14 protein-coding genes and 3 tRNA genes are annotated in these 17,291 nt (G+C 68.7%); 15 read left to right on the forward strand and 2 right to left on the reverse strand.

All coding sequences use genetic code 11. From position 1 onward, the window contains the following. The first annotated feature begins 23 nt into the window (after nucleotides 1–23). From ACG00Y_RS28505 to ACG00Y_RS28555, 11 genes are all read left to right on the forward strand, one after another. Nucleotides 24–929 (forward strand): glucosamine kinase nucleotide-binding domain-containing protein, encoded by a 906-nt coding sequence (locus tag ACG00Y_RS28505; RefSeq protein ID WP_394485011.1) that lies wholly within the window; start codon nucleotides 24–26, stop codon nucleotides 927–929. Further along, nucleotides 926–1,654, forward strand: coding sequence for a GntR family transcriptional regulator (locus ACG00Y_RS28510; RefSeq protein WP_394485013.1), 729 nt, complete (start codon nucleotides 926–928; stop codon nucleotides 1,652–1,654). The genes ACG00Y_RS28505 and ACG00Y_RS28510 overlap by 4 nt, the downstream gene beginning before the upstream one ends. After that, nucleotides 1,654–2,784 (forward strand): N-acetylglucosamine-6-phosphate deacetylase, encoded by a 1,131-nt coding sequence (gene nagA / locus ACG00Y_RS28515; RefSeq protein ID WP_394485015.1) that lies wholly within the window; start codon nucleotides 1,654–1,656, stop codon nucleotides 2,782–2,784. Before ACG00Y_RS28510 ends, nagA begins: the two co-directional genes overlap by 1 nt. After that, nucleotides 2,765–3,787, forward strand: coding sequence for an SIS domain-containing protein (locus tag ACG00Y_RS28520; RefSeq protein ID WP_394485017.1), 1,023 nt, complete (start codon nucleotides 2,765–2,767; stop codon nucleotides 3,785–3,787). The genes nagA and ACG00Y_RS28520 overlap by 20 nt, the downstream gene beginning before the upstream one ends. Nucleotides 3,788–3,797: 10 nt before the next feature. Next, complete coding sequence (nagZ, locus tag ACG00Y_RS28525; protein WP_394485019.1) at nucleotides 3,798–5,270, forward strand: beta-N-acetylhexosaminidase; 1,473 nt, start codon at nucleotides 3,798–3,800, stop codon at nucleotides 5,268–5,270. Further along, complete coding sequence (locus tag ACG00Y_RS28530; protein WP_394485021.1) at nucleotides 5,270–6,523, forward strand: MFS transporter; 1,254 nt, start codon at nucleotides 5,270–5,272, stop codon at nucleotides 6,521–6,523. The genes nagZ and ACG00Y_RS28530 overlap by 1 nt, the downstream gene beginning before the upstream one ends. After that, nucleotides 6,520–7,359, forward strand: a complete 840-nt coding sequence (locus ACG00Y_RS28535; RefSeq protein WP_394485023.1) for a glycoside hydrolase family 16 protein — start codon at nucleotides 6,520–6,522, stop codon at nucleotides 7,357–7,359. Before ACG00Y_RS28530 ends, ACG00Y_RS28535 begins: the two co-directional genes overlap by 4 nt. After that, nucleotides 7,356–8,498 (forward strand): glycoside hydrolase family 18 protein, encoded by a 1,143-nt coding sequence (locus ACG00Y_RS28540; protein WP_394485025.1) that lies wholly within the window; start codon nucleotides 7,356–7,358, stop codon nucleotides 8,496–8,498. Before ACG00Y_RS28535 ends, ACG00Y_RS28540 begins: the two co-directional genes overlap by 4 nt. A gap of 165 nt (nucleotides 8,499–8,663) precedes the next feature. Then, nucleotides 8,664–9,737, forward strand: a complete 1,074-nt coding sequence (locus ACG00Y_RS28545) for an acyltransferase family protein (RefSeq protein ID WP_394485027.1) — start codon at nucleotides 8,664–8,666, stop codon at nucleotides 9,735–9,737. 7 nt (nucleotides 9,738–9,744) lie between these two features. After that, a complete protein-coding gene (locus ACG00Y_RS28550; RefSeq protein ID WP_394485029.1) occupies nucleotides 9,745–10,695 on the forward strand; it encodes a cupin-like domain-containing protein in 951 nt (316 codons plus the stop codon). A gap of 9 nt (nucleotides 10,696–10,704) precedes the next feature. Further along, nucleotides 10,705–11,724, forward strand: coding sequence for a cupin-like domain-containing protein (locus tag ACG00Y_RS28555; RefSeq protein WP_394485030.1), 1,020 nt, complete (start codon nucleotides 10,705–10,707; stop codon nucleotides 11,722–11,724). Between the two features lie 18 nt (nucleotides 11,725–11,742). On the opposite strand, the gene ACG00Y_RS28560 is transcribed toward ACG00Y_RS28555, so the two are convergent. Both ACG00Y_RS28560 and ACG00Y_RS28565 read right to left on the reverse strand, forming a co-directional pair. After that, nucleotides 11,743–13,353 (reverse strand): tryptophan halogenase family protein, encoded by a 1,611-nt coding sequence (locus ACG00Y_RS28560; protein WP_394485032.1) that lies wholly within the window; start codon nucleotides 13,351–13,353, stop codon nucleotides 11,743–11,745. A gap of 103 nt (nucleotides 13,354–13,456) precedes the next feature. Beyond that, nucleotides 13,457–16,261, reverse strand: coding sequence for a TonB-dependent receptor (locus ACG00Y_RS28565; RefSeq protein WP_394485034.1), 2,805 nt, complete (start codon nucleotides 16,259–16,261; stop codon nucleotides 13,457–13,459). Nucleotides 16,262–16,766: 505 nt separating this feature from the next. Here ACG00Y_RS28565 and ACG00Y_RS28570 point away from each other — a divergent pair. From ACG00Y_RS28570 to ACG00Y_RS28585, 4 genes are all read left to right on the forward strand, one after another. Further along, a tRNA-Tyr gene (locus ACG00Y_RS28570) sits at nucleotides 16,767–16,851 on the forward strand. 38 nt (nucleotides 16,852–16,889) lie between these two features. After that, nucleotides 16,890–16,963: transfer RNA gene (locus ACG00Y_RS28575), tRNA-Gly, on the forward strand. A gap of 74 nt (nucleotides 16,964–17,037) precedes the next feature. After that, nucleotides 17,038–17,112, forward strand: a tRNA-Thr gene (locus tag ACG00Y_RS28580). Nucleotides 17,113–17,164: 52 nt separating this feature from the next. After that, nucleotides 17,165–17,291 (forward strand): GTP-binding protein (locus ACG00Y_RS28585; RefSeq protein ID WP_229427325.1); only part of this gene is annotated, 127 nt, incomplete at its 3' end.

The following is a 17,291-nucleotide window of genomic DNA, read 5'->3' on the forward strand; positions in this document are numbered from 1 at the left end:
GTATCGACAACTTCCCGTCGACCATGTCGCTTGCTCTCGATCCCTCCCTGTTGACCTGCCGCGACGCCGGCCGTGTTGCCCGCTGGTGGGTCGGTGTCGACGGCGGCGGCACCAGCACGCGCGCCGTGGTGGCCGATGCGACCGGCCAGGTGCTGGGTCGCGGCGAGGCTGGCGCGTCGGCATTGAACCAGGGCGTCGAACAGGCCTGGCGTCACATTGCCCAGGCGATCGAACGTGCCGCCATTCCTGGCTTGCAATTGCAGGACTGTGCGTTGGGCCTGGGCCTGTCGGGCACGGGCGTGCCGGCGCAGTTGCAGGCCTTCGTCACGGCCGACCCAGGCGTCGCGCGCTTCGCGCTGGTCACCGATGGTTTTGCGGGCCTGCTGGGCGCGCATGGCGGCCGGCCCGGTGGCTTGCTGATCTCGGGCACCGGCTCCGTGGCCGAGGCGCTGCTGGAGGATGGCTCGCACCGCATGACCGGTGGCTGGGGCTGGCAGATCGGTGACGAGGGCAGCGGCGCCTGGCTGGGCCAGCAGGCCATGAAGATCGCTCAGGCCGCCTACGACCGCCGTGCGGCGCGCGGTGCGCTGGCTGACAGCGTTTACGCCGTCGCCGGGGCCAGCCGCGAGGACCTGCTGGCGTTCTGCGCGCAGGCAGGGCAGGGCGGGTACGCCAGCCTGGCGCGCCTCGTCTTTGAGGCGGAGGCGACGGACCCGGCGGCCGCTGCGCTGCTCGACGCCGCAGCACGTGCGCTCGATGCACTCGCCGTGGCACTGCACCCCACTTTGCCAATGGCGCTGGCCGGCAGCATCGCGCTGCGGCTCGGCAACCGCCTCAGCCCCGCCCTGCAGGCCCGCCTCGTCCAACCCCAGGGCGATGCCACGGCCGGCGCGCTGTGGCTGATCCAACAACGAGAGACAAACGCATGAGCGGTGTTTTCGATTTCAAGCCCGACCCGAACGCCGCGTCGCCCTTGTATATGCAACTGGCGCAAAGCCTGGCCCAGGCCATCCGCGACGGCATCTTCCACGCCGACGAGGCGCTGCCCAGCGAGCGCGTGCTGGCCGAGCAGCTGGCGCTGTCGCGCGTCACCGCGCGCAAGGCCATCGACCGGCTCGTGGAGCAGGGGCTGATCATCCGCAAGCGCGGCTCGGGCAACTACATCGCGCCCAAGCTGGAGCAGCCGCTGACGCGCCTGACCAGCTTCTCGGAAGAACTGCACCAGCGCGGCTTCGTGCCCAGCTCGCGCTGGCTGGCGCGCGGCTTCACGCCGGCAGCACCCGACGAGCAACTGTCGCTGGAGCTGAAGAGCGGCGAGCGCGTCGCCCGCCTGGAGCGGCTGCGGCTGGCGGACTCGGTCGTCATGGCCTACGAGGTGTCAGTGTTGCCGCAGTCGGCGCTGCCCGACCCGCAGAAGGTCGAGGCCTCGCTGTACACCCACCTCGGCGACCGCGCCCCAGTGCGCGCGCTGCAGCACATCCGCGCGCTGAATGCGGACGCCAAGCTGGCCGGTCTGCTGGAGGTGCCGTTAGGGGCGGCGGTGCTGTTCATCACCCGCGTGGGCTATCTGGCCTCGGGCCAGGCCGTGGAGCTGACGCATTCGTACTGCCGCAGCGACTACTACGACTTCGTGGCCGAGATGCGTCGAGACTGATGAAGCTGCGACTCGAAGGCGACATCGTCACGCCGCACGGCGTGATCGCCGGCTACCTGGACATCGCGCACGGCCGCATCGCGGTCGTGGGCGGCACGCCCATCGACGCCGCACGCGCCGGCGAGGGCGGCCGGCCCATCCTGCTGCCCGGCTTCATCGACACCCATGTGCACGGCGGCGGTGGCCGCGACACGATGGAAGGCGATGATGCGATCACCACCATTGCCCGCCGCCATGCCCGCCACGGCACGACAGCGCTGCTGGCCACGACGATGACCGCGCCGGTCGGCGACATCGAGGCGGCGCTGAAAGCGCTGGGCCCCGTCTGCCGCGAGCGCGGTGCGCAGTCGGCGCGCGTGTTGGGCGTGCATCTGGAAGGCCCCTACATCAGCCCCGACAAGCTCGGCGCCCAGCCCGCGCATGCCATCCCGGCGACGCTGGCCGAGGTGATGCGGCTGAACGACTTCGCACCCATCAAGGTGCTGACCATCGCGCCCGAGATGACCGGCCACCTGGCGCTGATCGGCCCGCTGCGCGACGCCGGCATCCGCGTGCAGATCGGCCACAGCGCCGGCAGCTTCGACGACGGCGTGGCCGCGCTGAACGCGGGTGCGGCCGGCTTCACCCATCTCTTCAACGCCATGACGGGCCTGCACCACCGCGAGCCCGGCATGGTGGGCGCGGCGCTGGCCTACGGCCAGCATGCCGAGCTGATCCCCGACCTGCTGCACGTGCACCCCGGCGCCATCCGCGTCGCGCTGCGCTGCATCCCGGGTCTCTTCTGCGTGACCGACTCGACCGCTGCCGCCGGCATGCCCGATGGCGAGTACCGCCTGGGCGAATACGCGGTGCAGAAGTGCCTGGGCGGTGTGCGCCTGGCCGACGGCACCTTGGCCGGCAGCGCGCTGACGATGGACCAGGCGCTGCGCAACCTCGTGCAGGTGCTGGGCCTGGAGCTGCCGGACGCCGCGCGCCGCGTGTCGACTGCGGCGGCTGAATACCTGGGCCTGCCCGACCGCGGGCGGCTCGCTGCCGGCGCGTGGGCGGATGTGGTCGTCATGGATGCCGGGCTTCAGCTGCGGCGCGTGTTTGTGGAAGGTGAAGAGATCGATGTCGTCGCTGATGCTTGAAGAGGCGCTGAGTGCGCCTGACGTGGTGGCCCGCCAGTTGGCGGCCGACCCGCTGAGTTACGCCCGCCTGGGCCAGGCCCTGCAGGAGGTGCCACCCACCAGCGTGCTGACGATCGCGCGCGGCAGTTCGGACCATGCGGCCCACTACCTCGCCTATCTGGTGATGGCGCGGCTGGGTCGGCTGGTCACGTCGCTGCCCATGTCGCTGATCACGCTGTACCAGAGCCGCATCCACTGCGAGGGCCTGCTGTCGCTGGCGTTCTCGCAGTCCGGCCAGAGCCCCGACCTGATCGCGCCCACGCAGTTCTTCCGCGACGGCGGCGCGCGTACCGTGGCCTTCGTCAACGCCAGCGGCTCGCCGTTGGCCGCTGCCGCCGAGCATGTCTTCGAGCTGCATGCCGGCCCCGAGAAGAGCGTGGCCGCGACCAAGAGCTACATCGCCCAGTTGGTGGCCGGCGCACGCGTCGTCGCCGCCTGGCAGCAGGACGACGCGCTGCGCGCCGCGCTGAACGTGCTGCCCATCGCGCTGGAGCAGGCCGCCAGGCTGGACTGGACCGCCGCGCTGCCGGTGCTGCAGAACGCCGAGCGCCTGTTTGTCCTCGGCCGTGGCACGGGCCTGGCCGTCGCGATGGAAGCGGCGCTCAAGCTGAAGGAAACCTGCGGCATCCAGGCCGAGGCCTTCTCGGGCGCGGAGGTCAAGCACGGCCCGATGGCGCTGGTGCGCGACGGCTATCCGCTGCTCATCTTCGCGCCGCGCGGCCCGGCCCAGGCCGGCTTGCTGGCGATTGCCGAAGAGATGCGTTCGCGCGGCGGCCGCGTGCTGCTGGCCGCCCCCATCGGCACGCCGGGCGCCGAGCTGCCGCTGGTGACGACGGGCAACGAGGACCTCGACCCCATCGCGCTCGTGCAGAGCTTCTATCCCATGGTCGAGGCGCTGGCGCGCGCACGGGGCTTCAACCCCGACGTGCCCCCGAATCTCGCCAAGGTCACAAAAACACATTGAGACAGCCGCCATGAGCACCTTCGATCCCGGCCGCCTGGTGATGGTCGACATCCCGGGCCAGAGCCTCGACGCCGAGACCGCCGCCTTCCTGCGCGAGCAGAAGATCCGCTCCGTCTGCCTGTTCCGCAAGAACATCGGCAGCGAGAGCGAGGTGCGCGCACTGATGCGCGACCTGATCGACGTGCTAGGTCCCGAGGCGCTGATCGGCATCGACCAGGAGGGCGGCGCCGTCGTGCGCGTGACGTTCCTGCCGCAGCCGCCGTCGGCGATGGCGCTGGGCGCCAGCGGCGACGCTGACCGCGCCGAGGCCGTGGGTGCGGCGGTGGCGCGCGGCCTGAAGTCGCTGGGCATCAACTGGAACTTCGCGCCGGTGCTGGACGTCAACAACAACCCGTCCAACCCGGTCATCGGCGAGCGCAGCTTCTCCAACGACCCGGTGGAGGTCAGCCGCCTGGCCGCCGCGTGGATGCGCGGCTCGCTGAAGGCCGGCGTGGCCTGCTGCGTGAAGCATTTCCCCGGCCATGGCGACACGCATGTGGACTCGCACCATGCGCTGCCCACCGTCGACAAGTCGCGCGCCGAGCTGAACGCGCTGGAACTGGCGCCGTTCAAGGCGTTGGCGTCGCAGGCCCCGGCCATGATGACGGCCCACATCGTCTACCCGCAGATCGACCCCGACCGGCCGGCCACGCTGTCGCCGCAGCTGATCGGCGGCATCCTGCGCCAGGACTGGGGCTACGACGGTGTCGTCATCACCGACGCGCTGATGATGAAGGCGGTGGCCGAGCGCTTCGGCTACGCCAAGAGCGCGGTCATGGCCATCGAGGCCGGCGCCGACATGGTGCTGGCCCAAGGCTCGCTGACCGAGCAACTCGTCGCCATCAATGCGCTGCGCCAGGCCTTCGACAGCGGCCGCCTGACGCCCGAGCAGGGCGAAACGGCCAACCGCCGGCTGGACACGCTCGCCGCCGCCTACCCGGCCCGCGTGGTGGACGACAGCGCCGCCCGTGCCTCCGACCACGTGCTGATGGCCGAGGCCTGGGCCGCCGGCCTGACGACGCTGCGTGGCGCGATGCCGCCGGCGTTGAATGCGCCCATCCGCGTCATCGTGCAAGGCGACGTGCCCACCGACATGGTCTCGGAGGCCGGCCCCACCGGCCGCCAGGCCGTCGCGCTGTTCGAGGCCTTCAGCGACGCTCAGGTGCAGATGGTCGACGACATCGCCCAGCTGGACTGGACGCGCGTGCCCAAGGACGGCCGCGTCAACGTGCTGGTGTCCACGCGACGGGCGCGTTATGGACTGGCCGCGAGCGAGTGGCGGCCCGACCTGCATCTGTCGTTGTGGAACCCGTATCAGGCTCTCGACGTCGCCGGCCCGACCGTGCTGACCTGGGGCTTCTCGGCCGGTGCTTTGGCGGGCCTGAAGTCATGGCTCGAAGGCCGCTCACAAGCCACCGGCCGCGCGCCGCAAGGACTGCAGTGATGGAAACGAAATCGCCGATGCGCTGGATTCCAAGCCTGTATTTCGTACAGGGCTTGCAGTTCTTCGTTGTCATGCTGATCGCCGGCCTGATGTTCAAGCAGATGGGTGTGGCCAACGATCAGATCGCGCGCTGGACCGGCCTCATCGGCCTGGCCTGGGCCTTCAAGCCGTTGTGGAGCCCGCTGGTGGAGCTGGCGCGCAGCAAGAAGATGGTCGTCGTGGCCATGCAGTTCAGCGGCGCCGTCGGCCTGGGGCTGCTGGCGCTGGCGCTGCAGGCCAGCAACTTCTTCGCGCTCAGCATCGCCGTGCTGTTCTTCCTGGCCTATGCCTCGGCCACGCACGACATCGCTTGCGACGGCCTCTACATGGGCGCGCTGGACGAGAAGCGCCAGGCCGCCTACGCGGGCTGGCAGGGCGCGTTCTTCAACGCCTCCAAGTTCCTGACGCTGGGCGGCCTGATGGTGCTGGCCGGGCGGCTGGAGACGCGCATGGGCGTGTTCAACGCCTGGAGCGTCATCTTCGCGCTGCTGGCCGGCCTGCTGGCGCTGCTGGCGGCGTGGAACGCCAAGGCTCTGCCCAACCCGCAGCGCGTCTCCAGCGAGCCGGTCAAGCTGCCCGAGATCGTGGCCGACTTCCTGAAGAAGCCCGGCATCTGGAAGATGGTGATCTTCATCGTGCTGTTCCGCCTCGCCGAAGGCCAGGTGCAGACCATCGGCCCGCTGTTCCTCATCGAGGCGCGTGACAAGGGCGGCCTGGGCCTGACGGGCGAGCAGGTCGGCGGCGTCTACGGCACGGTGGGCACGGCGGCGTTTCTCGTCGGCTCCATCGTCGGCGGCTACTTCACGTCGTGGCTGGGGCTCAAGCGCGCGATGCCGGTGCTGGTGCTGGCGATGGCCATTCCCAACGCGGTGTTCTGGGGCCTGAGCCTGGCGATGCCGACGTCCATCTGGACCATCGGCGCCGCCATTGGCCTGGAAATGGCGGGTTATGGCTTCGGCTTCGTCGGCATGATCCTGTACATCATGCAAGTCGTGGCGCCGGGGCGCTTCCAGACGGCGCATTACGCGCTGGGTTCGGGCGTCATGCAACTGGGCTTCATCCTCAGCAAGACCATCAGCGGCGACGTGCAGATCGCGATGGGCTACCAGCACTTCTTCCTGTGGACGCTGGTCTGCGGCGTGCCGGCCCTGGCGCTGCTGCTGTGGGTGCCGATGAAGCGCACGAGCCTGGCTGCAGAGGGGGTGCCGGCATGAGGGCGCTACTGCTCGCCTTGCTCGCCGCGCCAGCCTTTGCCGGCGGCGAGTTCTTCGACGACTTCTCGCAGAAGGACCTGGCCGCGCTGCGCAACAGCGGCTGGGTGCTGCGCGACGGCAGCGGCCACCCCGGCCTGCCCGGCGCGCGCTTCTCGACCAGCCAGCTGACGCTGGCCGACGGCCTGCTGAAGCTCAAGCTCTCCACCGACGGCACGCCACCCAACACGACGCTGGCCCAGCTCTGCGCGGCGCGCAAGTTCTTCATCGGCACGACGACGGCGCGTGTGCGCTTGCGCGACACGCCCGGCTCGCGTGACCCCATCGTCCAGGCTTTCTATCTGGCCAGCCCGCTCAAGCACGACTATGACCCCGACTTCAGCGAGGTCGACTTCGAATACCTGCCCCACGGCGGCTGGGGCAGCCCCGACACGCGGCTCTACGGCGTCAGCTGGCAGACCGTGCGCGTCGACCCCTGGCAGTCGTTCAATCAGTCGTCCATCGTGCCGGGCTCGCACGACGGCTGGCAGCTGCTGACGGTGCAGGTCGAGGCCACGCTGACACGCCACTTCGTCAACGGCAGGTTGATGGGCGTGCACACCGGACGCAATGTGCCGAGCAAGCCGATGGCGATCAGCTTCAACCACTGGCTGGCGCTGGGCGCCGTGGCGGGCGCGCCGCGCGAGTACGACTTCGATGTCGACTGGGTGCTGCACCAGGCCGGCCAGACGCTGAGCCCCGACGCCATGCAGGCCCGCGCCGAGGCGCTGCGCAAGCAGGGCCTGGCCCGCCAAGACACCGTGCCCGACATGGGCCTGACCAGCGAGTGCAACCTATGAAGAAGACCTTGATCGCCGCCCTGGCGCTGGCCGCCGCCGTCGTGCAGGCGCAGGCAGCTGCTCCAGCGCCCGTCGTCGGCACCTATATCCTGGCCGAGCGTGGCGTCGAAGTCGTCGAGCAGCTCAAGCCCGGCCGCGTCACGCACATCCTCTATGCCTTCCTGCTGATCTGCGGCGAAGGCCAGCGCCAGCAAGAGGCCGCTGCCTGCGCCGGCAAGCCCGGCTTCAGCATCGCGCCGCATGCCGATCAGGACACCTTCTCCGCCGCCTTCCAGCGGTTGAAGCAGCGCGACCCCAAGGTGCAGGTGCTGGCCTCCGTCGGCGGCTGGGGCGGCTCGGACCCGTTCTTCCATCTCGCAGCCACGCCAGAGGGCCGCGCCGCCTTCGTGAAGTCGTCGGTGGAATGGCTGCGCGCCCACCCGGGCTTCGACGGCCTGGACATCGACTGGGAGCACCCCGGCAACAACGGCGCGTCCAATGGCGTGCAACTGGGCAGCCCGGCCGACGGCGGTTACTTCGTGCAGCTGCTGCAGGACTTGCGCACGGGCCTGGACGCACTGGGCCGCGAGACCGGCAAGCGCTACGCGCTGACAGTCGCCATCAACACGACCAAGGAGCAACTGGTGCGCATGCCCATGGGCCCGGCCGCCAAGTCGCTGGACCTCGTCTTCATGATGACCTACGACTTCACCGGCCCGTGGACCAAGCACGCCGGCAACCACACGGCGCTGCGCAGCGCCAGGCCGGGCGCGGAAAGCCTGGAGCTGCATGTCGCCAACCTGAAGGCCGAGGGCGTGCCGGTGGAGAAGCTGGTGGCCGGCGTCGCGATGTATGCGCGCGGCTTCGACGGCGTGAAGGCGGACGGCACGTATGCCAAGCCCTGGCCCAACGCCGATGGTTCGATCGCGTTCAAGGACGTTGCCGCGCTGCGCAAGCAGGGCCTGAAGCCAGTGTTCGACCAGGCCACGCAGTCCTGGGCCATGGTGGGTGATGGCAAGTTCGTCGGCTACGACGACCCGCGCGCCGTGCGCGCCAAGGTGGCGTTCGCCAAGAAGGCCGGCATGGCAGGCGTGTTTGCATGGGAGCTGACCCAGGACAACGGCGAGATACTGGACGCGATGAACACCATGAGGCGATGAACGTGCCCCTCGCCCAGTCTTGCCCCGCTGAACGCGGGCAAACCTGGTCGGTCCCCCGAGGGGACGGCGATGCGTGCCGGTTCGACCGGCGCGCACATCGCCAGACGGGCCGGCTTGGGAACGGCCCGGCGCTCGGCCCGAGGTTCAATGGACTGGAAAACTGAAATGGGTGGCACCACTCAGCGCATTGCGTCGGTAGACGCCCTGCGCGGGTTGACCGTCGCTGCCATGCTGCTCGTCAACCACCCGGGCGACTGGGGCCATGTCTACGCGCCGCTGCTGCATGCGCCCTGGCATGGCTGCACGCCGACGGACCTGATCTTTCCGTTCTTCCTCTTCATCGTCGGCGTGTCCACGGCGCTGGCCATCGGCCCGCGCGTGGGCCAGAGCGCCGCGCCCGGGCCGCTGCGCGCGGCCGTGATCGCGCGCGGCCTGCGCATCGTCGCGCTGGGCCTGGCGCTGCATGCGCTGGCCTGGTGGCTGCTGAACAAGCCGGAGTTCCGCATCTTCGGCGTGCTGCAGCGCATCGGCATCTGCTTCATCGCCGTGGGGCTGGTGGCGGTGCACCTGCGTGTGCGTGGGCAGTGGGCGCTGCTGGTCCTCTTGCTGGCCGGGTACGGCGCGGTGCTGCAGTTCGGCGGCGGCTCCTTGGAAAAGCTGGGCAGTCTGCAGCAGCGCATCGATACCGCCGTGCTGGGCCGTTTTGCCTATGAATGGAACCCGGCCACCGGCATCGCCTTCGACCCCGAGGGCCTGCTGTCCACGCTGGGCGCCGTCGCCACGACGTTGTTCGGCCTGCTGTGCGGCGACCTGCTGCGCCGCGATCAACCGCGTGCCGTGCTGCTGACGGGCGTGGCGGCGGCGCTGGTGGGCTGGTGGTGGTCCGGCTGGCTGCCGCTCAACAAGCCCTTGTGGACGTCGTCCTTCGTGCTGTTCACCGGCGGCCTCGCCGCCGTGGCGCTGGCCGCCGCGCATGTTTGGGTGGATCGCCTCGGCCACCACCCGCTGGGCCGTGCCTTCGGGCTGAACGCCATCGGCGCCTTTGCCGGCGGATGGGTCAGCAGCGTCCTGCTGGCGGCCAGTGGCTGGATGGGGTCGCTGTACGGCAAGGGGTTTGCGCCGGTTGGCGCCGCGCTGGGGCCGCAGGCGCAGTCGCTGGCCTTTGCGATCGCCTTCGTCGCCGTCTGGGCGGTCATCGTCTGGGCACTGGACCGACGCGGCTGGTATTGGAAGGTCTAGTCGCGTGATGAGCCCGGTTGAGAGCTGGTTGGCGGCTGACGAGTCGCAGCTGAAGGAGCGCCTGGAGCAGCGCGCCGAACCCGTGTTGCTGAAGGGCCTGGTGGCTGCCTGGCCGGCCGTGCGCGCCGGGCTTGACGCGCCGCTGGCGATCTGCGACTACCTGCGCCGCTTCGACCGGGGCGTGGAGGTCATGGCCACCAAGACGCGCGCGGCGGCTCGCGGCGTCATGGGCTACAACGAGGCGCTGACCGACTTCGCCTTCGTCAAGGCACGCATGGGGCTGGCCGAGTTCATGGCCCACCTGCAGGCCTATCTGCCGGCCGATGGCGTGCCTTCTATCGCCGCGCAGTGCGCCAAGGTCAGCGAGGTCATCCCGGGCTTCCTGGACGAGAACCCGCTGCCGGCATTGCCCGGCGTGGTGCCCAACTTCTGGCTGGGCAATGCACTGACGGTGCCGGTGCACCACGACCACCCCCACAACCTGGCTTGTGCCGTCGCCGGCCGCCGCCGCTTCACGCTGTTCGCGCCGGCGCAGGTGGGCAACCTCTACATCGGCCCGCTGGAGCACACGCCGTCCGGCGCGCCCATCTCGGTCGTGCATCCCAAGGCGCCGGACTTCGAGCGCTACCCGCGCTACCGCGAGGCGCTCGCCTCGGCCCTTGTCGCCGACCTGGCGCCGGGGGACGCGCTCTACATCCCGCCGCTGTGGTTCCACCAGGTCGAGGCGCTGGAGAAGGTCAACCTGCTCGTCAACTACTGGTGGCCGGTGGCGGGCGATACGCAGCTGCCCGCCCCTGCCGTCACGCTGATGCAGGCCCTCCAGGTGCTCAATGCCATGCCCACGCGCCAGCGCGACGCCTGGGCGGCGATGTTCGGGCATTACGTCGTGCAGCGTGATGTCGACCCGGCCGCCCATATTCCTTCCGCCTGGCAGGGCGTGCTGGCGCGGCGGCACTGAGGGCAGGCCATGCAGCCGATGAAGGAAATCCAGGGCATCACGCGCGAGCGCTTCGAGCGCGAGGTGGTGCCGGGCTACGAGCCCGTCGTGCTGCGCGGCGTGGCCGCCCATTGGCCGCTGGTGGCGCAGGGCCGGGCGGGCCTGGAAGCTTGTCTGCAGTACCTGATAGGTTTCGACGGCGGCCAGCCGGTGGACGCGGTGCTCGCCAAGCCCGATGCGACGCGCGCGTTCAGCTACCGGCCGGACCTGGCCGGCTTCAACTTCACGCATGACCAGCGGCCGTTCGCCGCGCTGTTCGAGCAGCTCTGGCGCTACAGCCACTTCCCGGAGCCGCCGAGCCTGGCGGTGCAGAGTGCGCTGGTGTCGCAGGCCTTGCCGGGCCTGGAGCTGGCCAATGCGCTGCCGCTGCTGGACGCCACGGTGGCGCCGCGCATCTGGATCGGTAACCGCGCCACGGTGCCCGCGCATTTCGACGATTCGCACAACCTGGCCTGCGTGGCGGCCGGGCGGCGGCGCTTCACGTTGCTGCCGCCGGCCTGCGCGCCGCTGCTCTATCTGGGGCCGCCGGACTACGCGCCGACGCCCGCTCCGATGTCGGTCGTCCCCGACCTGCACGGGGCCGACCCGGCGCGCTTTCCGCTGGTGGCCGAGGCGTTGCAGCAGGCGCATGTCGCCGAGCTGGCGCCGGGCGATGCGCTCTACATCCCGCCGCTGTGGTTCCACCAGGTCGAGGCGCTGGCGCCGCAGCTGAACGTCCTGATGAATTACTGGTGGCGCCCCGAGGCCGCGCCGGGCCGGCCGGATGACCTGCATCTGGCCGCGTTGCGCCTGGCCATGCTGGCGCTGCGCCACCTGCCCGACGGCGAGCGCGAGGGCTGGCGGGCCTTGTTCCACCACTACGTGTTCGGTGCGCGCGGCGACGGGCTGGCGCATCTGCCGGCGGATCAGCGGCACTTGTTCGGCCCCCTCGATGCCGACCGCGACGCCGCCGTGCGCCGGCAGCTCATCGACATGCTGACGCGGGCCTAGGGGGGCGAGGGACTCCGGCTACCAGGCGTAGTTCTGCAGCAGCTGGTGGCTGTTGCCGGGCGGGATGTCGGCGAGCAGCGCGCGGTGATCAGGGAAATGGCGCACGCTGCGCGCGATGAAGTGATCGACGGCCGCCAGGTCGTGCCGGGCCTGTTCGGCGGTCGGGGGCGCCAGGTCCTCGGCGTCGGGGAAGACGCCCATGCCCGCGAGCAGCGCGTACCAGGACACGGCCGGGTAGCCCTGGCCGAAGCGCCCCGCCTTCAGGCCCGCGACCAGCGGCTTGCGTGACATCCAGGTCATCAGCACGCCCTTCAGCGACTCGGACAGCTGCATGTTCTCCGCGTTGGCTCGCCAGTACGCGGTGTCCGTCCGTGAGTTGGTCTTGTAGTGCGCGACGATGTAGTCCCGCGTGTTCTCGAAGCGTTGCCGCATCGCCTCGTTGAACTGCGCCTGCGCCTCGGGCCCGAGGGCGCGCTTCTCCAGCACCTCCACGAGCATGGCCGCGGTGACCTGCACATAGAGCAGGGCGGTGGCTTCCAGCGGTTCGATGAAGCCTTGCGACAGGCCGATCGCCACGCAGTTGCGGTGCCAGATCTTCTCCATCCGCCCAACGCGCATCTTGAGGTGGCGGGCGGGGATGTCCGCGTCCAGCACGCCGAGGTGGCGGCGCAGTTCGGTCTCCGCCTCGTCGGCCGAGCAGTGTGCGCTGCTGTACACATAGCCGTTGCCCTGGCGGCGCGTCAGCGGGATCTTCCACGCCCAGCCGTGGCGCAGTGCGGTGGCGACGGTCTGTGATTCGAGCGGGCCGTCCAGCGGCGTCGGCATGGCGACGGCGGCGTCGTTGAAGAGGTTCTCGCCGAAGCCGATGAAGGGCGTCTGCAACGCCTGCCCGTTAAGCAACGAGGCGAAGCCGGTGCAGTCGACGAAGAAATCGGCAGACAAGGTCTCGCCGTCGTCGAGCTTCAGGCCGGCGATGTCGCCGTGCTCGTCCAGCAGCACCTGGTTCACATGGCGTTGCAGGTGCGTCACGCCGCGGTCGGCGGCCTTGCGGGCGAGAAACTGGCCCAGCAGCGTCGCGTCGAAGTGATACCCGTACCAGACGTCGAACGGGAAGTCGGCCCGCGCGCGCGGCCCCTTGGCCTGGCGTGCGAGCGCGGCGGCGACGAAGAAGCGGTCCGGGTGGGCATGCACGTTTGCGCCGTCGAGCCGTGCGTGCACGTTGTCGACGAAGGGCTGCATGGTCATGTTGTCCAGCATCGACACGAACGGGTGGAAGTAGCGCTCGAAGCCGGGTTTGCTGGACCAGCCTTCGAAGGTGATGCCGCTCTTGTACGTGGCGTGGCAGGCCGGCATCCATTCGGACTCCGCGATGCCCAGGGTCTCAAAAAAGCGGCGCAACCAAGGGGTCGATCCCTCGCCGACGCCGATGATGCCGACCTGGGGCGACTCCAGCACCGTCACCTTCAGCCGCGGACCGTAGGCCGTGGTGGCCAGCGACAGCGCGGTCATCCAGCCCGCCGAACCGCCGCCGACGATACAGACATGCCGCACCGGCGGGGGCGCGTCCGTGCTGCCGCCCAGGGGTCGTGCGGGCGCGTAGGGGTCAATGACGGTGGCGGTCTCGCTCATGATGTGCCCAATGAAAAAGGGAGCGTGGACTCCACGCTCCCTGTTGATTCTGGTCAGAGACGGGCACCGCCGGAACCCGAGGATTCCGTGGTGCCGGCCGTCATCAGAACTTGACGCGGGCGGTCAGGTAGTACTGGCTGCCGTTGCGGTAGATGGCGCGCGGTTGCAGTTCCGAGGCGTAGTACTTCAGCTTGGGGTCGTTCAGGTTCTGACCGTCCAGGCTCAATCTGAAGTTATCGCTGAACTTGTAGCCCAGCGAGGCGGACAGCACGCCCGTGCCCTTCTGGAAGTACTTCGTGCCACGGTCATTGCCGACAAAGATGTCGTCCGTGTAGCTGTAGTTCACGCGCGCCGAGAAACGCTCGTTCTCAAAGAAGCCGCCCATGGAGAACGAGTTCTTCACGTTGCCGCGCAGCACGTCGCCGGTCTCGTCCTCGCCGTCCGCGTAGGTGTAGTTGGCCATCACGCCGAAGTTCGCAGCGATCGGCGTTTCGAACGCGAACTCCACGCCCTTGACGGTCGCCTTGCGGTTGGTCGGGCCCGTCACCAGGAACTCACGATTCACCAGTTGCGGGTTGCCGCCGACCTGGTTCGTGTTCGTCAGCAGCGCCGGGTAGTTCGCGCGGAACGTGCCATCGGTGATGTAGCTGCTCATGTCCATCAGGAAGGCGCCCGCCGAGACGAACGCGCGCGGCGCGAAGTACCACTCGATGTTGGCGTCGAAGTTGGTCGAACGGACCGGCTTGAGCTGCGGATTGCCCGCCGTGCCGCCGCCCACCACGTTGTTGTCCAGGAACATGCCCGTGGTGTTGAGGGCGGTGTAGGCGGACAGCGCGGTGTAGTCGGCTCGCGTCAGGGTGCGGTTCACCGCCAGGCGTGCGACGACGTCCTTGCGCACGTCGATGCGCACGCTGGCGCTGGGCAGCCAGTCGGTGTAGGTCAGGTCAGACGTGGTGACGTTGTAGTTGCCGAACGCCGAGCCCGTGATGGTCGGTGTCTCGCCCGCCAGGGTGGCGCGGAACGAGCTGGACTTCTGCGTGGTGCGGACCGCACGCAGGCCCACGTTGCCGCTCCAGCCATTGCCTTCCAGCGCGCCCTGCACGTAGGCCGCCGTGGTGCTCTCCTTCACCGAGTACTCCTGCTCGGCCCAGCGGCGCACCACCGGGTCACGGTTGGTCACGCGGCGGTTGTAGTCCGCGAGCGCGTCGGCGGTGATGAACGGGATGTTGGTGGGGAAGCCACTGCCCAGGCCGCTGCCGAAGTTACTCGGATAGCTGCCGCCGAAGGCCGGCAACGTGTAGAAGGAATTCTGCGGGGCGTCCACCGCGGCGCCGCCCGGGCCGGGCACCGAGCAGGCGCTGGGCATGCTCCAGTCGAACGCCGCCGCGCGGTACGGTGTGCCCGTGGCGCAGCCGGGGCCTTGGGCCACGATGGGGTCGGTGTAGCGCTTGTGCTGGGCACTGCGCACGCCGAACTTCAGCGTCTTGAGCATGCCGGCGTCGAGCTCGTACTCGCCGTCGATCTGCGCCCACGACTCCTTGTCGTGCACCACCACGTTCTGCGCGCCGAAGATCCAGTCGGCGCGCGTCGTCGGGCTGGTGAAGCTGAACGACGGCGCGGTGTCCGTGCCGTTGAGCGAGTAGCTGGCACGTGAGCTGACGATCGCCAGTTCGACGACGTCCTGGCTGATCGTCTTGCCCTTGCCGTTCGATGTGCCGGCATTGGCCGTGAACGTCAGCGCGTCATTCACCTTGAGCCGGGAGTCAACGCTGACGAAGCCGGTCTCGGCAGAGGCCTTGCGGCTGATCATGTCGTAGTAGCCGGCGGTCGACGGGGTGGCCCAGTTGAACGTGGCCTTGGTCAGCGTCTTGTTGCCGTTGCTGTCGGTCTTGACCTCATAGTCCGAGATGGTCGCGGTGTTGAGCAAGCCGCCGCGAGGCGCCATCAGGTAGTTGCGGTTGTAGTTGTCCGCATCCATCTTCGACGAGAACGCTGTGAGGACCAGGTCAAAGTCCGCGTTGGGCTTGACCTGTGCGCGGATCAGGCCGCCCTTGCGCTCACGCTCCTGCGTGAAGAGGGCGGCGCCGATCAGGTCCGGCGTGAAGACGCCGTTCAGGTCCGGGCGCGCGGCGACCAGGGCCGGTGCTGTGGTCGCGTCGAGCTTGTTGATGTAGCCCAGCGCTTCCACGCCGTCGCGGCGCAGGCTGCGCTGTTCGGAGAAGGCCTGCACCATGACGCCGAAGGTACGCGCCTCGTTGCGGAAGTTGAGCAGCGCCGACAACTGCGGGTCGGTCTTCTTCGGCAGATCGGCATAGACCGCGCCCAGGCCGACTTCTGCGGTCAGCGTCTTGGTGAAGTCCAGCGGGCGGCGGGTGATGATGTTCACCGAGCCCGCCGTGCCGCCTTCCACCAGGGACGCCTCGGAGCTCTTGCGCACCTCGACGCGGCTGACCAGTTCGGACGGCAGCAGAGAGAAGCTCACGCTGCGGCCGACGCCCGCGCCGGTCTGGTCCAGGACGAACCAGTCGCCGTTGGCGATGCCGTGACCATCGACCAGCGTCTGGGTGAGGCTGGGGTTCGTGCCGCGAAGGCCGACGCGATCTCGCTCGTCGAAGCCGCCGGAGCCGCCGGCGGGGCTGTTCAGCACCGTCACGCCCGGGATGCGGGCGAGCGAATCGGCCACGTTCTTGTCGGGCATCTTGCCGATGTCCTCGGCCGAAATGACGTCGATGTGCGCATCGGCGTTGCGCTTGACGCTCAGCGACTTCTCTTGCGAGGCGCGGATGCCGGTCACAACGACCGCTTCAAGCTGCTGGTTGGGCTGGGCCTGCTGCGCCAGCACGGCGCCGCTGGCGCCAAGCAGCGCGATGAACACCGCCTGCGAGATGGGGGTCTGCTTGACCTTCATGGATTGATCCTCGTTGTGGCCTATGAATCGGGGCGGTGGCGCTGGCTTGCTTGTTTGCATACCACCTTCGGTCCGGTTGCTGCTCCTTCTGTGACGGGAGCGATCCAACCAGTGCGATGCCACTGTAACGACTGATAAATCCACTTTGCTACCAATTTCTAATGAGGGATTTCCCCGGGTGTTGCAGCGGATGGGTGACTTTCATGGGGGCGTAGCTCCATGAGTGAGCACTTTGGCTGCGCAAGGTGGTATTGAATTGGCATCGAATTGGCGTGAATTCGTTGCGTCGCGACGACGCTGCGCAGCGGGGTGTGGGCTCGGGAGGGTGACCGGCGAGGCCGTGCGGATGGGTCTGGTCCTGAATTGGTCCGCTGAGGAGGGGCGGATGCCTCGGGGTCTGTGTCGCTTGATGCTTGTCGACCCGGTGCCATGGAGTTCGGCAAACTCGATCGCGTGGCCCTGTTGTGCCTGCCGCGCCCTGTGCTATAGTTGCGGGCTTGCCTCAGGAGGGGTGGCCGAGTGGTTAAAGGCAGCAGACTGTAAATCTGCCCGCATAGCGTACGCTGGTTCGAATCCAGCCTCCTCCACCAAGACTTTGCAGTCGAGGCAAGGCATGCAGGCTCCCAGGGCGGGAGTAGTTCAATGGTAGAACCTTAGCCTTCCAAGCTAATGACACGGGTTCGATTCCCGTTTCCCGCTCCATTCAGGGCGGCTTGGTTGGTCAGTGTCGATACCGGTTTGCCGGCCATTTCATTTGGCGTCAAACCCGTGCCGATGCCCTTGTGGCTCAGTGGTAGAGCACTCCCTTGGTAAGGGAGAGGTCACGCGTTCGATCCGCGTCAAGGGCACCACAACTTTTCTCTTTTTCTACTCGTTTCAACGGGTTCGCCTCAGGAGCGCAAGATGGCAAAAGGCAAGTTTGAACGGACCAAGCCGCACGTCAATGTGGGCACGATTGGTCACGTTGACCACGGCAAGACGACGCTGACGGCAGCGATCGCGACCGTGCTGTCCAAGAAGTTTGGCGGCG

The organism is Pelomonas parva (assembly GCF_043555835.1).
GTDB lineage: Bacteria > Pseudomonadota > Gammaproteobacteria > Burkholderiales > Burkholderiaceae_C > Pelomonas > Pelomonas parva.

Excerpts from the sequence above, each read along its gene's own strand:
- ACG00Y_RS28560 (WP_394485032.1), bottom strand. The coding sequence starts at position 13,353 with ATGAGCGAGACCGCCACCGTCATTGACCCCTACGCGCCCGCACGACCC.
- ACG00Y_RS28565 (WP_394485034.1), bottom strand. The coding sequence starts at position 16,261 with ATGAAGGTCAAGCAGACCCCCATCTCGCAGGCGGTGTTCATCGCGCTG.
- ACG00Y_RS28530 (WP_394485021.1), top strand. The coding sequence starts at position 5,270 with ATGGAAACGAAATCGCCGATGCGCTGGATTCCAAGCCTGTATTTCGTA.
- ACG00Y_RS28545 (WP_394485027.1), top strand. The coding sequence starts at position 8,664 with ATGGGTGGCACCACTCAGCGCATTGCGTCGGTAGACGCCCTGCGCGGG.
- nagZ (WP_394485019.1), top strand. The coding sequence starts at position 3,798 with ATGAGCACCTTCGATCCCGGCCGCCTGGTGATGGTCGACATCCCGGGC.
- ACG00Y_RS28550 (WP_394485029.1), top strand. The coding sequence starts at position 9,745 with ATGAGCCCGGTTGAGAGCTGGTTGGCGGCTGACGAGTCGCAGCTGAAG.
- ACG00Y_RS28510 (WP_394485013.1), top strand. The coding sequence starts at position 926 with ATGAGCGGTGTTTTCGATTTCAAGCCCGACCCGAACGCCGCGTCGCCC.
- ACG00Y_RS28555 (WP_394485030.1), top strand. The coding sequence starts at position 10,705 with ATGCAGCCGATGAAGGAAATCCAGGGCATCACGCGCGAGCGCTTCGAG.
- nagA (WP_394485015.1), top strand. The coding sequence starts at position 1,654 with ATGAAGCTGCGACTCGAAGGCGACATCGTCACGCCGCACGGCGTGATC.
- ACG00Y_RS28505 (WP_394485011.1), top strand. The coding sequence starts at position 24 with ATGTCGCTTGCTCTCGATCCCTCCCTGTTGACCTGCCGCGACGCCGGC.
- ACG00Y_RS28535 (WP_394485023.1), top strand. The coding sequence starts at position 6,520 with ATGAGGGCGCTACTGCTCGCCTTGCTCGCCGCGCCAGCCTTTGCCGGC.
- ACG00Y_RS28540 (WP_394485025.1), top strand. The coding sequence starts at position 7,356 with ATGAAGAAGACCTTGATCGCCGCCCTGGCGCTGGCCGCCGCCGTCGTG.
- ACG00Y_RS28520 (WP_394485017.1), top strand. The coding sequence starts at position 2,765 with ATGTCGTCGCTGATGCTTGAAGAGGCGCTGAGTGCGCCTGACGTGGTG.